The organism is Epilithonimonas mollis, assembly GCF_900142325.1.
In the GTDB taxonomy this organism is placed as follows: domain Bacteria; phylum Bacteroidota; class Bacteroidia; order Flavobacteriales; family Weeksellaceae; genus Epilithonimonas; species Epilithonimonas mollis.
This window is the reverse complement of sequence record NZ_FRAM01000002.1, coordinates 376,012-387,953: the sequence shown is the minus strand read 5'-3', so window position 1 is coordinate 387,953 and position 11,942 is coordinate 376,012. Positions and strand designations below refer to the sequence as shown.

At 37.5% G+C, this 11,942-nt stretch carries 16 protein-coding genes; 7 read left to right on the top strand and 9 right to left on the bottom strand.

The window, feature by feature from the left end:
• Nucleotides 1–35: 35 nt before the first annotated feature.
• The 3 genes from BUA97_RS09230 to BUA97_RS09220 are packed head-to-tail and all read right to left on the bottom strand — an operon-like array spanning nucleotide 36 to nucleotide 1,933.
• The gene (locus BUA97_RS09230; RefSeq protein WP_072997562.1) at nucleotides 36–746 is read right to left on the bottom strand and encodes an LOG family protein; all 711 of its coding nucleotides are present in this window, start codon (nucleotides 744–746) and stop codon (nucleotides 36–38) included.
• On the bottom strand, nucleotides 743–1,456 hold the full coding sequence (locus BUA97_RS09225) for a nucleotidyltransferase family protein (protein ID WP_072997561.1): 714 nt from the start codon (nucleotides 1,454–1,456) through the stop codon (nucleotides 743–745). The genes BUA97_RS09230 and BUA97_RS09225 overlap by 4 nt, the downstream gene beginning before the upstream one ends.
• Before the next feature lie 45 nt (nucleotides 1,457–1,501).
• On the bottom strand, nucleotides 1,502–1,933 hold the full coding sequence (locus BUA97_RS09220; protein ID WP_072997560.1) for a RapZ C-terminal domain-containing protein: 432 nt from the start codon (nucleotides 1,931–1,933) through the stop codon (nucleotides 1,502–1,504).
• A gap of 123 nt (nucleotides 1,934–2,056) precedes the next feature.
• Here BUA97_RS09220 and BUA97_RS17485 point away from each other — a divergent pair, with 123 nt between their 5' ends.
• The 7 genes from BUA97_RS17485 to ypfJ all read left to right on the top strand — a co-directional run bounded on the left by BUA97_RS17485 (nucleotide 2,057) and on the right by ypfJ (nucleotide 7,096).
• Nucleotides 2,057–2,149 (top strand): T9SS type A sorting domain-containing protein, encoded by a 93-nt coding sequence (locus tag BUA97_RS17485; RefSeq protein WP_072998557.1) that lies wholly within the window; start codon nucleotides 2,057–2,059, stop codon nucleotides 2,147–2,149.
• A gap of 99 nt (nucleotides 2,150–2,248) precedes the next feature.
• Nucleotides 2,249–2,836, top strand: a complete 588-nt coding sequence (locus BUA97_RS09210; protein ID WP_072997559.1) for a T9SS type A sorting domain-containing protein — start codon at nucleotides 2,249–2,251, stop codon at nucleotides 2,834–2,836.
• Between the two features lie 229 nt (nucleotides 2,837–3,065).
• Entirely contained in the window at nucleotides 3,066–4,229 is a 1,164-nt protein-coding gene (locus BUA97_RS09205; RefSeq protein ID WP_072997558.1) for an NTF2-like N-terminal transpeptidase domain-containing protein, read from the top strand.
• Between the two features lie 2 nt (nucleotides 4,230–4,231).
• The gene (locus BUA97_RS09200) at nucleotides 4,232–4,768 is read left to right on the top strand and encodes an adenine phosphoribosyltransferase (protein WP_072997557.1); all 537 of its coding nucleotides are present in this window, start codon (nucleotides 4,232–4,234) and stop codon (nucleotides 4,766–4,768) included.
• A gap of 80 nt (nucleotides 4,769–4,848) precedes the next feature.
• Nucleotides 4,849–5,553, top strand: a complete 705-nt coding sequence (locus BUA97_RS09195; protein WP_072997556.1) for a YfgM family protein — start codon at nucleotides 4,849–4,851, stop codon at nucleotides 5,551–5,553.
• 3 nt (nucleotides 5,554–5,556) lie between these two features.
• Entirely contained in the window at nucleotides 5,557–6,042 is a 486-nt protein-coding gene (gene ribH / locus BUA97_RS09190; RefSeq protein WP_072997555.1) for a 6,7-dimethyl-8-ribityllumazine synthase, read from the top strand.
• A gap of 199 nt (nucleotides 6,043–6,241) precedes the next feature.
• Entirely contained in the window at nucleotides 6,242–7,096 is an 855-nt protein-coding gene (ypfJ, locus tag BUA97_RS09180) for a KPN_02809 family neutral zinc metallopeptidase (protein WP_072997553.1), read from the top strand.
• Between the two features lie 37 nt (nucleotides 7,097–7,133).
• On the opposite strand, the gene BUA97_RS09175 is transcribed toward ypfJ, so the two are convergent.
• The 6 genes from BUA97_RS09175 to BUA97_RS09150 form a co-directional block, all read right to left on the bottom strand.
• Nucleotides 7,134–8,504: a tetratricopeptide repeat protein gene (locus tag BUA97_RS09175; RefSeq protein WP_072997552.1), complete on the bottom strand. Its 1,371-nt coding sequence runs from the start codon at nucleotides 8,502–8,504 to the stop codon at nucleotides 7,134–7,136.
• 158 nt (nucleotides 8,505–8,662) lie between these two features.
• Complete coding sequence (locus tag BUA97_RS09170; protein ID WP_072997551.1) at nucleotides 8,663–9,343, bottom strand: hypothetical protein; 681 nt, start codon at nucleotides 9,341–9,343, stop codon at nucleotides 8,663–8,665.
• Nucleotides 9,336–10,205, bottom strand: a complete 870-nt coding sequence (gene rfbD, locus BUA97_RS09165; RefSeq protein WP_072997550.1) for a dTDP-4-dehydrorhamnose reductase — start codon at nucleotides 10,203–10,205, stop codon at nucleotides 9,336–9,338. The genes BUA97_RS09170 and rfbD overlap by 8 nt, the downstream gene beginning before the upstream one ends.
• A gap of 2 nt (nucleotides 10,206–10,207) precedes the next feature.
• Nucleotides 10,208–10,687 (bottom strand): acyl-CoA thioesterase, encoded by a 480-nt coding sequence (locus tag BUA97_RS09160; protein WP_072997549.1) that lies wholly within the window; start codon nucleotides 10,685–10,687, stop codon nucleotides 10,208–10,210.
• Between the two features lie 61 nt (nucleotides 10,688–10,748).
• Entirely contained in the window at nucleotides 10,749–11,249 is a 501-nt protein-coding gene (locus tag BUA97_RS09155) for an OmpH family outer membrane protein (protein WP_072997548.1), read from the bottom strand.
• A gap of 23 nt (nucleotides 11,250–11,272) precedes the next feature.
• Entirely contained in the window at nucleotides 11,273–11,932 is a 660-nt protein-coding gene (locus BUA97_RS09150) for an OmpH family outer membrane protein (protein WP_072997547.1), read from the bottom strand.
• Between the last annotated feature and the right edge of the window lie 10 nt (nucleotides 11,933–11,942).

Below are 11,942 nucleotides of genomic sequence, written 5' to 3'. Positions count from 1 at the left end.
TATTGTAATATTTTGGTCAAATTATATGCCATAAGCTAGAAATTCACACTTACAGAATATTTATCATAAAATGCTTTGATATGTGCCACAGCGTCATCAGCATTGTCTACAACGCGAAATAGTGACAAGTCTTTTTCAGCAATCAGTCCTTCCTTCATCAGGGTATCTTTGAACCAGTCCAGCAACCCGCTCCAAAAAGCGCTTCCGACCAGCACTATTGGGAATTTTCCGATTTTGTTGGTCTGAATCAAAGTCAGTGCTTCCGATAATTCGTCCAAGGTGCCGAATCCGCCAGGCATCACCACAAAGCCTTGAGAATATTTCACAAACATTACTTTTCTAACGAAAAAATAATCGAAATTAATATTATAGCCTTTGTCGACATATGGGTTAAAATGCTGTTCAAAAGGCAGTTCTATATTCAGCCCTATAGATTTTCCGTTTCCGCTGGCCCCTTTGTTTCCGGCTTCCATGATTCCCGGACCGCCTCCTGTAATGACTCCAAACCCAATCTCTGTAATTTTCTTAGCAATCTCAGAAGCCATTTTGTAATAATAGCTGTCAGGCTTCAGTCTGGCCGAACCAAAAATGGAAACACAAGGGCCTATTCTGGCCATTTTTTCATAACCGTCCACAAATTCAGACATCACGCGGAAAACCATCCAGCTGTCTTTTGTAATCGTCTCATCCCAGGTTTTCTGTCTGAGACTGTCATGCAATCTTTGTTCTTCGTCTTGTTTCGTCATTTGAATAATTTTTCTGCTTCAGCAATAGATTCGGGTTTGCCGACATCGATTAGGTTAGATGTATGCTGATAACCAATTATAATATCTTCTTTCATTAAGTCCATATATTCGTCCATAATGGAGAATTTGCCGGTTCTTGTGATTTTCCCAAATATCTCAGAATTGACGCAATGTACCCCGCTGAACGCCAGTTCCCTGAGTTTGAAAATCCCGCCGACTATGGTTTTTTTGTTGGTCGTAAGATTTTTCCAACCTTTGAGATACATCTTGTCATTGAACATCAGCTTCCGGGAGCTGTCTCTGTCCGAGACTGCCAAAGTTACCATTCCGCCTTTCAGTTCGTGGATTTTGATAAAATTGCTGATGTTAAGGTCAGTCAGTATATCGACATTCATTATCAGGAAGGTCTTTTCGTTTTCGAGGAATCTTTTAGCGAATAATAGTCCACCGCCAGTTTCCAGAAGTTCTTCGGACTCATTGGAGATTTCGATATTGGCGCCGAATTTATCGTTCTCTGCCAGGAATGCCAAAATCTGTCCTCCAAAATGATGAATGTTAATGACAAAATCATTGATACCATAACTCTGAAGGTATTTTATATTTCGTTCCAAAAGCGCCACACCATTGACTTGCGCCAAAGCTTTCGGATGATTATCGGTGAAGGGTTTTAACCGGGTTCCCATTCCCGCAGCAAATAGTAATGCTTTCATACTTGTAGATGATAATTGATAGATGATGAATGATAAATTCTTAGATTAATTATCATTGATGGATAATAGATTGAGGTGCAATTGCTCGTCGTGATGGATTTTTACTTCAGCCTCAGGGAATTGTTCTCTGATAAATTGAGCGGTTTTAATTGCAGAATATACCGAACGGTGCTGTCCGCCTGTACAGCCAAAGTTGATTTGAAGATTCTCAAAACCTCGGCTTAAATAGTTTTCTATGCTGATGGATAAGATGGATTTTACCGCTTCAAAAAATTTGGGAAATTCTGTTTTGTTCTCCAGATATTTCTGCACACCTGCATCATTTCCGGTTTGAGATTTATATTCTTCAATTCTTCCGGGATTTAGGATCCCTCTGCAATCGAACACGAAACCGCCGCCGTTTCCGGAATCATCTTTAGGAATTCCTTTCTTTTTGTAAGAAAAACTGTGAATATCAATAACCAATTTGTTCTGCATTAACTCTAATTTTCCGTAAAGTTACCTTTTTTAATTTTCTTTGAAAAATTTGATTGATTAAAACCTAATCCGAAAGCTTATCAATTGTGTAGGGCTCTCAGCATTCAGAATCCTTGAGATAATATTAATGTTAATAAACTTAGTAACGGAATTTACTTCGTGGAACTATCAAATGACAGATATAAAATCCGTAAAAAACTGATTGTCAACAGATAAAAATTGATTATATTTAACTTATAAAAATCAAACGCTATGAAAAAAAATTTTACTCTATTTCTTTTTTTTATCTATTGCATAACGTACTCCCAGTATATAATGAATCTTGAAGCTTCGCAAAATGGCGCAGACCAAATTAAGGTTCATTTGAAACTTTATTTTCCCACATCTACAAGTGCTTATTTGTCATACAACACAGAGATTAATCAGAATATCATCACACTAAATGTTTGTTATTACAAAAGTCAATTTGGTGGTGATACTGCTGTAGCAATTTATGACAATGATTTCTTTATTGATATTCCTAATAATAGTAATTATGTTCTAAAAGTAAATCAATATACCTCTTGGAATGAAATGACTTGTAATTATAATGTATTAGAAGATACTGCTACTATCAATTTTACAACAGCAATACAGGGAGTAATCTCACTTAAAACTTCAGATTTACTAACTCTAGACGAAAAAATAAAACTCTTCCCAAATCCTGCAAAGAATATTGTAAATATCAAATTAATATCATCATTTAATAAAATCAAAATCTTTGATTCCAGTGGTAAATTAATTCTTAATATTCAGAATTCTGAAAATAAGATAGATGTTTCTAAGCTCACAAGTGGTATATACTTTATTGAACTTTTAAATGATAAAGGTGTACAACGAAAAAAATTAATCATCCAAAAATAACTTAGTTAAACTTCACGAATTATTTTTAGTCGTTATAAATTTTAGTTAAATAATAAAAATTAGTTTTGACAATCAATAGTGAGAGCCTTATTTCACACAGTAAGGCTCTTTTCAATTTTCTTTGAAAAATCAGCAAATTATAAATTTAAAATTTAATTTTGCATAGCGAATGATATAAGGTGAGCAATTCAAACTTATTTCTTATTTTTAAAAATAAATCTTACTGAAAATGAAGTATATAAAATATGCCTTTTTAGCAGCGATGCTGATTCTTACCGTGAGCTGCAAGAAAACAAGCGTGGACGGCAGCAGCCGAATGAGCTTTCAGGAAAGCATCAATGATATGGCTTCCAGCCTGCCGACGCTGAAGCAGGTCAAATTCAACGAGGCCTTATACATTCTCAAAACATTTGGCGTAGATGCCGATGGCGATGTAGCAGAAATTGCAGCACTCGGAAAACTTCTGGATGGTAAAAAAACAAACGAAATCTTTGCAATGGCAGATCAGGTGGCCCAGAAAAACGGGATTGCCTGGAGCAGTACTGCCCCGCCTAGTCTTGGTGAAATGAATATTTTCGGGAATGAAACGGCTTCTGAAAAAGACCCGAATGATATTGATGCGGCGAGCCTCGGCGTTGTGGTCAGAAATATTGCCGGAGACAGCCTTACTGGTTCAAAAGGTTTGGTAATCGTTCCGCAATTGCTTGACAACCGAAGAAATAAAGTAGAATTCGATGGGGCTGCATTGGAAACGATTATGGAAATCTCCAGCGGCGGCAATAAAATATCAACTTCAAAAAACCTGATGCAAGATCCCGCTTTCCGTGGTTTCACGATTCTATACTCAAAGCTTCCGAAAGAAAAGATATTTGAGGATAAAATCGATATCAAGCTGAGTGTAAAAACGACAAAAAAATTGTTACAAATGATAAAAACCGGTGTTCCTGTAAATGGAAAAGCGCTTTATACGCCGCCGGTGTCGGCAGTTACAGATTCTACACAAATCGGCCAGAATCCTGAATTAACTCCTGGTGTTGAAAATCCGACGACAACAACCCCGGCAAAAGTAACTGCTGATCCAAAATCAACGGTAACAAAATTCCTTAGTAACCTGTCAACTCAGAATTTCAAAGCGGCTTATGAATCTGCAGAAAATCCAAACTGGGGTTCTTATGACAAATTCTCGAACCCGATTTCAGGTTTTGGTTCTGTGAAAAATATTAATATCAAAAATATTTCTGTCCCTTACAACAAAGATAATTCCGCTAACGTGAATGTAACCTATGATGTGACGGACAAAAACGGAAAAACAACATCTCTGAATGTGACTTACGGGCTGAAAGCGGTAAACAACACCTGGAAAATCACCACTTATAAAATCAACAATCCATAAAAATGGCATCTGCAGAACTTATAAAAAAATTAGAGGAAACAATTGAAAATATCCCTGACTTTCCGATTCCGGGAATTCAGTTTAAGGATATCTGTCCGATCTTTCTCCAGCCAAAGCTGTATGAAGAAGTGATTGCCGATCTGGCCAGTTTCAGCAGAGGAAAAGTAGATGTGGTTTGTGGTATCGAAAGCCGAGGATATCTTTTCGGAATTGCAATTGCCGTTGCGCTGGACATTCCTTTTGTTCTGATAAGAAAAGCGGGGAAACTCCCGCCGCCTTTTATCGGCGAAAAATACGATCTGGAATACGGCTCGGCAGAAATCGAGATGAAAACCGGGCATCTGAAACCAGGGCAGCGTGTTCTGATTCATGATGATCTTTTAGCCACCGGAGGAACAACAGAAGCTGCTGCAAAGCTGATTTCCAAGCAAGGTGCTATCCCTGCACAATTCAGTTTCCTGATAGATCTGGAAGATCTGAACGGAAAGGATAGGCTCAAAAAATTCGATGCAGAAGTTTATTCAATTCTAAAATATTAAAATAAATTAACCCTCAGAAAAAGAAGTTTTTGCATATCAAAAGGAAAACATTAAATTTGCATTCTATTTATTAAAAAATTATGGCAGATCTGCATAACAAAAAAAACGAACAGGAAGGAAAAGAAACCGTAGAATTCTTCAAAGACCTTGACAAAGAAGCACTTAACATCGAGTCATTCTTAGAAAAAAATGCCCGGGCACTAAGTATCGGTTTCGGAGTCCTGATTCTCGCAGTTTTGGGATGGTTCGGATATCAGCAATTCATTTTGGGACCAAAAAATCAAGAAGCTACAAAAAGCTATCTGGCAGCTCAGAAAAACCTGACTGACGGAAAAGAAGATCTGGCACTTGGTGGAAAATCTGTAGCGAATCCCGGTTTCATTGGAACTTATGAAGAATATGGAAGTACAAAAGTGGGCAAATTATCTGCTTACAACGCCGGTCTAATCGAGTTCAAAAAAGGAAACTTTCAGAAAGCGTATGATTTGTTAGACAAATTCAGTTCTGGAAACAAAGTGTTAGTCGCTCTGAAATATGGCGCAATGGCAGATTGTCTTTCTAATCTTAACAAGGCTGATGATGCTCTTGCTATGGCTGACAAAGCAGCTTCCGCTTCTGACGATGCATACACGACATATTATTTCACAAAAAAAGCAGGAATGCTGGCATTAGCACTTAAGAAAAATGCAGATGCTAAAAAATATTTCTCAACTATCGACGAAAAATACCAGGATTATGACAACGGACAATCCGATGCGTTCATAGAAATGACAAAATACTACTAAACAATGGCAACAACTAATCTATCCGATTATAAGCCACTCAATATAACCAATGCCGATGAATATTCTATCGGCATTGTTGTTTCTGAGTGGAACGATTTTGTAACCTACAATCTCCGAAACGGTGCTGTCGAAACACTGAAAGCTGAAGGCATCAAAGAAGAAAACATCCACATTTATTATGTTCCGGGTGCTTTTGAACTGAGTTTTGCAACCATGAAACTTTGCCGCTCCAATAAATTCGCCGCGGTGATTGCAATTGGCAACGTCATCCGTGGGGAAACACCTCATTTCGATTACGTTTGTTCTGGCGTAACACAAGGCATCAAAGATTGCAACATATTGACAGACACACCTGCGATTTTCTGCGTTTTGACAGACGACACGAAAGAACAATCTATTGCCAGAAGTGGCGGCAACCTTGGCAACAAAGGCGTAGAAGCAGCCGTCACAGCTCTGAAGATGATTGACTTCAACTCCAAATTTTCTTAATTTTTTTCAGGAGCTTTATCCCGCTATCCGCTATATCTTTTTTGTCATTGCGGAACAGGCAAACAGTCCGGAACAACCTTCTGGCGCAAAGACAAAAAAGGATGCCGCTTCTATCGGGGCTAATGATAAAAGAATGTTCCTAAAAACTTCTTTATTATCAAAAAGAAAATATTAATTTTAAAACACAAAATATTACCAGATGAAATGGACAAACGACAGAAGCGACAACGTAGATGACAGACGCGGTTCCGGTGGAAGCGGCGGCATGATGGTTGGCGGAGGATTAGGAACAATTATCATTGCAGCCATTGTTTTCTTTCTAGGCGGCGACCCTTCTGCAATACTCAATAACAACGCAGCTTCTTCTCAACAAACAGAACAGCGAAATCTTTCTCAGGAAGAACTGAACATCAGGGAATTCATAAAAATGCTGACTTTTGAAAATGAGGAAACCTGGGAAAAAGTATTTCAGGAAAACGGAATCCGGTTCAGACCGGCCAAAGTTGTCTTATTTGAAAGTGCGACCAGTTCAGGTTGTGGAACTGCACAATCCGAAATGGGTCCATTCTACTGCCCTGCTGACGAAACGATCTATATGGATATGAGCTTTTTTAATGAGCTCCAGCAGAAGTTTGGGGCAAAAGTAGGACAGTTCACCGTTGCCTATGTTCTTGGTCATGAGTATGGTCATCATATCCAGAAACTTTTAGGAACATTAGACAAAGTAGATCAGCTGAGACAAAGCGGAAAATATTCCGAAGCGGAAACAAACAAAGTTTCTGTTGCTAATGAACTCCAGGCTGATTTCTATGCCGGACTTTGGGCAAAACAAACCGACAGCCGTGAAAAGTTTCTTGAGCCTGGCGATATACAGGAAGCGATGAGCGCAGCGGCAGCAGTGGGTGACGATAATATCCAGAAAAGAGCACAAGGATACGTGAATCAGGAAAGCTTCACGCACGGTTCATCTGAGCAGCGCGAAGAATGGTTTATGAAAGGTTACAATAGCGGCGATATAAGACAAGGCGATACTTTTAATGCATTGCTTAACTAATAAAAAAAAAAACGCTTCAAAAATTGAAGCGTTTTTTTTATTTCTTTTTGGTTTTGATTCTTTTAACCTGTTCTTTGATATAAGGATATTTCAACTGCATATCTTTACTTAAAGACGGATCAAGTTTTAAAGCTTTTTCCAGCTGTATTATGCCTTCTGTCTCATTATGAAGATTAAAGTAACAGTTACTAAGCTGATAATATAATTCGGCACGAGGATGGGCTTTTAAAGCTTTTTCCAGTACCTCGATCGCTTCTTCATATTCTCCTATCAGCATTAATATTTCTGAAAAGGCATACCAGTTATAGAATCTGCTGGGTTCCATATCTATAAGCTTCTTAAGCGGGGCAAAGCTTTCCTCATATTCTCCACAGCTGATGTACAGAAAAGCCAGTCTTTTCTGATATTCCAGATTAGATTCATTCAGACCTACAGCTTCTTTAGCAAAATGAAGAGCTTCTTTTGGATTTCCCATTTCTTCATAGATATGAGATTGCTCCATCATTGCCAGATAAAATTGCGGATCTTCTCTCAAGGATTTCTGAAACGAAGTGAGAGCCTGAACCAATTTTCCGGCTTCTTTATAACACAATCCTATCTTATAAAAAGTGAATGCTTTTGTATACTCCAGCTCGAGCATCTCTTCATAAACTTCAATGGCTTCATCCCATTTGTTCATGGCTTCATAAGACGAAGCTTTGAAGGCATAAACACCAACCGCTGTTGAGTTGATTGCTATGAGATAATCAAAACCTCTGATGGCCTCTTCATAATTTTTCTTATTGAAAAAGTACTGCCCATACTCATACCAGGCTGTTTCCGAAAAAGGAAACCTGTCCAGATACTGATTAAGGAAATCCAGAGCTTCCTGCGGACGGTTCAGCTTATTATAACACAACATGACGTTTTCCAGCGAATACTCATCATAAGGATCATGTTCCAGAGCAGAACTATAATGTTTCAGCGCATTGAAAGGATCATCGAGATTAATAAATTCATCGGCGATAAAATTATGCAGGAAGTTTTCTTCCTCTTCCAGTTCCAGAGCTTTCTGACAATATTCTATTGACTTTTTAGGATTTCCGAGATTTGAATAGTATTTTGCACAGCAAACCAAAAAGTCTGTATCCTCAAGAGAAGACTGGTGCAGCTCATCAATCAGATCTTTTGCTTTTGTATAACGTTCCAACTCCAGAAAAACCTCCAACTGTTTTGTTTTGATTTCCAAGGAATTAGGATGGATTTTGAGCGCATGATTTACAGCAAGTTCTGCATAGCTGAAATCTCCCAACTCTAGGTAATAAATAATGATATCCACATATTCTTCTGTATCAAAGTAAAGTTCATCATTATTTTCTATCATTTCTTCGAACTTCCTTGCAAGTTCGTTTTCAAAAAATTCTTCCAATATTTGTAATTTAGATTTGAGATTTAGCTCCGCTCAGAAGGATTATCCTGTGTGAGGTCTGTAAATTCCATTACAATTAGCCGGATCTTAAATCTTTTATATAAAGTTAATTATTTTTATTCTGAATAGAAAAGGTTCTATCTGATAATTTATCAACACTAATCCTTTTTCTGTTCAGAATAAATAGTAGTCAAAAACATACCAAACGACTTTTCCAAGCCTGTGATATCTCCCGATTTCAGATTGATCCCTCCGTAGATACTGTCATTACTTCGAATTCTGAAATTACTCATAGAGAAGTATAATGACGGCTGATTTTCTTTCCCTGCCAATTTTACCGCAGATCCCAATAATTTTCTTGTAGAGACTGTCATAACTTCATTGTCTGACAGTTTCAGTTTCAGAAAACTTCTGGGCTTCAGTTCTACCGTCTTGTTATTGATATCTATTTTTTGGCTTTTATCCGAGGACGAAACCAGATAGGCCACATTTTCTTCTGATGGAATATCATTTTCCGAGGTGTAATAAAGATTCAGTATATAATAACCTGGATCAAAATTCTGATAGCTTCCATCAACATTTTCGATAGGTTTCAGAGAGAATGTATTCGCTCCGACTTGTTTTGCTTTTTTATAGATTTCGCCAAACATCTTTACATCATCATTGGAAAAGCCATTGACCAGGATTTCTCCTAAAAATTCAGATTTTGAAGTTTCTGAGATATTATAAAAAAACTTGTCTTTGTTTTCATTTATTTTATCCACTTTATTAAGCGTAATACTTTGAAGATAAAAAAGCTGAAAACACAACAATGTGATTAAAAAAAATAATTTACGCATTCGTTAATTTTAAAATTTCTATGCAGTCTCTCAGACTTTTTTCCCAATGTTTCGGTTCAATATTGTAATCGTTTTCTATTTTGTCCAGTGACATCGTGCTACGTTTCGGTCGTTTTGCTGGTGTCGGGAATTCTTCCGTTGTAATTGATTTTAATTTGATTTCAGAACCTGAAAATTCCTTTATTTTATTGGCAAAATCAAACCAAGTTGTTTCCGGATAATTGGAAAAATGATAGATCCCAAATACTTTCTTTCCGGAATCAATGATGTCCATAATCGCTTCTGCCAGATCATTTGCATTGGTAGGCTGACCAAACTGATCTCCGACAATCCCTAACTGGTCCTTTACCTCAAATAAATGAAGCATAGTTTTCACGAAGTTTTTATTGAACTCAGAATAGAGCCATGACGTTCTCAGAATCACAGTTTCCGGATTGTTATCTAATGCCAGTTCTTCGCCTTTTCTTTTTGAAGTACCATAAACACCTATTGGATTTGTAAAATCGTCTTCTGCATAGTTCAGATTAGTTTCACCATCGAACACATAATCCGTAGATACGTGGATCAGAATCGCATTATTATCTTTACAGACACTTGCCAGATTCCCAACGCCTTCTGCATTGACGGCAAAAGCATTTTCAACCTCAGTCTCTGCAAGATCTACTGCTGTATATGCCGAAGCATTAATCACAAAATCCGGCTGATACTCAGCAAATACAAGATCAACTTGCTTATAGTCCGTAATGTCCAATACTGATGATCCTGTGAAATTAAAATCATAAAGATCGTGGTACTTCGGAGCTAATTTTTGCAGGCAGTGTCCCAGCTGTCCGTTTCCTCCTATTACAAGAATTCTTTTCATAACTATTTAATTTTATTCTGACCTCTGAAAAAAGCGACTCTCTCTTTGAAGGTTGTTTGTTCTATCTCTACCAAAAAGTGGGCAAACTTTTGCAAAGTCTGCTCCGGCATTTTCTCTGCTCTTCTGGTTTTCATATTAAAATAAATAACCGTGAGCCAGAATACTGCATGCACAACACCTTTTTCATCTTTCATCAGCAACTCTACCACAGCGGTAAGATCATCAACAAAAACGGTTTTACTGGTGATCTCAACAGTAGAGTTATATCTTACTTCTTTCAGATAAGCTATTTCATTCTGAACCGTCACCCATGTACATCCTGTTTCCCTCGTATATTGCTCGTACGTAAATCCGTAGTTCTGCTCTACATGATCTTCCCTTGCATTAAGCATATACTCGAGATATTTTACATTATTAAGATGCCCGATCGGGTCACAATCTGCGAAACGGATCTTGACGGTTGATGAAAATTCTTTTTCCATACTGCAAAAATAGAAAAACCGCTCCGAAAAAGAGCGGTTTTATGATTTATTAAGAGTATTCTTATAATCCTAATTCTTTCTTAACTGCCGGCGTAGCATCTGTTCCTGCTTTATAAACCAAAGCCGGGCTGGAAGCATCAAATACGAATTCGTAACCTGCTGCTTTAGAAACCTTAGAGATAGCATCGTTGATCTTTTTCTCGATCGGAGCAAGACCTGCATCTCTTTTGTCAGCGATATCTTTCTGTGCTGCAGAATACATCTGCTGAAGGTTATCCTGTAGCTTCTGAACTTCCTGACTTCTTTGCTCGTTGATAGCCTGGGTTTGTTTAGGCGCTTCATCCTGATATTTTTTCATCAGATCCTGAAGGGATTTTCCTTGTTTTTCAAGTTCACCTTGCTTAGCTGTCTGCAAATTCTGTAATTGCTGATCCAAAGCTTTCATCTCTGGCATAGAAGTGAAAATTGAGTTTATATCTACAGAAGCGATTTTCTGTGCATTTGCAAATCCTGTAGCAAAAACCATTACAACAGCTACTAATAATACATTTAATTTGTTCATTTTAAAAAGTTATGTTTATATATTTAATTACTAATTTTAAGTTCCGCTGCCGACTCCGCAGCTGCAGATTTTTTCTGCATGTTATTTATTTTTGATTTTGGAGAGGAACTATTTTTTCCTTTATTGATAACACCTGGACGTGTGTTATTATTTTTAGATTCCTCTTCTTTTGGCAAAGTCTTAACCAGCAGATTGAGAACCGCATCAGTATAATCATACTTTTTATCCAGAAAAATTACACTTATGTTGTTGCTTTTATCAAGAACTATGCCCAAGCTATTCTTTGTCGACACCGTTTTAATGGCATTCCAGATCTGATCCTGATAGGGTTTGGTAAGATTGGATCTAAGCTGATTAATCTCTCCATTTGTCCCAAATCTTCCACCAATTGTATTGCGGATATTGGCTTCCATATCTGTCACTTCTTTTTCTCTCAGCTTCAGCTGCTCTCCCACAAGAAGAACCTTTTCATTCTCGAAAGCTTCTCTTTTTCTTTCATATTCAGCCTGCAGAGTCTGCAGATCAGATTGCCATTGTGAGATCTGCGTGTTCAGCCTGTTTTCCGCTTCCTTGTACTGTGGCAGTTTGCTTAACACATAATTAGTATCTACCACACCTATTTTCTGTGCACAGATATGTGTTGCGGTAAAAAGAATTGTTACAATTAATGCTAATTTTTTCATCCTATAAAAA

What these genes read in the sequence shown, in the direction of transcription:
- BUA97_RS09160 (WP_072997549.1), bottom strand. Translation starts at nt 10,687, where the DNA reads ATGGAAAAAGAATTTTCATCAACCGTCAAGATCCGTTTCGCAGATTGT.
- ribH (WP_072997555.1), top strand. Translation starts at nt 5,557, where the DNA reads ATGGCAACAACTAATCTATCCGATTATAAGCCACTCAATATAACCAAT.
- BUA97_RS09225 (WP_072997561.1), bottom strand. Translation starts at nt 1,456, where the DNA reads ATGAAAGCATTACTATTTGCTGCGGGAATGGGAACCCGGTTAAAACCC.
- BUA97_RS09170 (WP_072997551.1), bottom strand. Translation starts at nt 9,343, where the DNA reads ATGCGTAAATTATTTTTTTTAATCACATTGTTGTGTTTTCAGCTTTTT.
- ypfJ (WP_072997553.1), top strand. Translation starts at nt 6,242, where the DNA reads ATGAAATGGACAAACGACAGAAGCGACAACGTAGATGACAGACGCGGT.
- BUA97_RS09230 (WP_072997562.1), bottom strand. Translation starts at nt 746, where the DNA reads ATGACGAAACAAGACGAAGAACAAAGATTGCATGACAGTCTCAGACAG.
- rfbD (WP_072997550.1), bottom strand. Translation starts at nt 10,205, where the DNA reads ATGAAAAGAATTCTTGTAATAGGAGGAAACGGACAGCTGGGACACTGC.
- BUA97_RS09210 (WP_072997559.1), top strand. Translation starts at nt 2,249, where the DNA reads ATGAATCTTGAAGCTTCGCAAAATGGCGCAGACCAAATTAAGGTTCAT.
- BUA97_RS09200 (WP_072997557.1), top strand. Translation starts at nt 4,232, where the DNA reads ATGGCATCTGCAGAACTTATAAAAAAATTAGAGGAAACAATTGAAAAT.
- BUA97_RS09195 (WP_072997556.1), top strand. Translation starts at nt 4,849, where the DNA reads ATGGCAGATCTGCATAACAAAAAAAACGAACAGGAAGGAAAAGAAACC.
- BUA97_RS09155 (WP_072997548.1), bottom strand. Translation starts at nt 11,249, where the DNA reads ATGAACAAATTAAATGTATTATTAGTAGCTGTTGTAATGGTTTTTGCT.
- BUA97_RS09205 (WP_072997558.1), top strand. Translation starts at nt 3,066, where the DNA reads ATGAAGTATATAAAATATGCCTTTTTAGCAGCGATGCTGATTCTTACC.
- BUA97_RS09220 (WP_072997560.1), bottom strand. Translation starts at nt 1,933, where the DNA reads ATGCAGAACAAATTGGTTATTGATATTCACAGTTTTTCTTACAAAAAG.
- BUA97_RS09150 (WP_072997547.1), bottom strand. Translation starts at nt 11,932, where the DNA reads ATGAAAAAATTAGCATTAATTGTAACAATTCTTTTTACCGCAACACAT.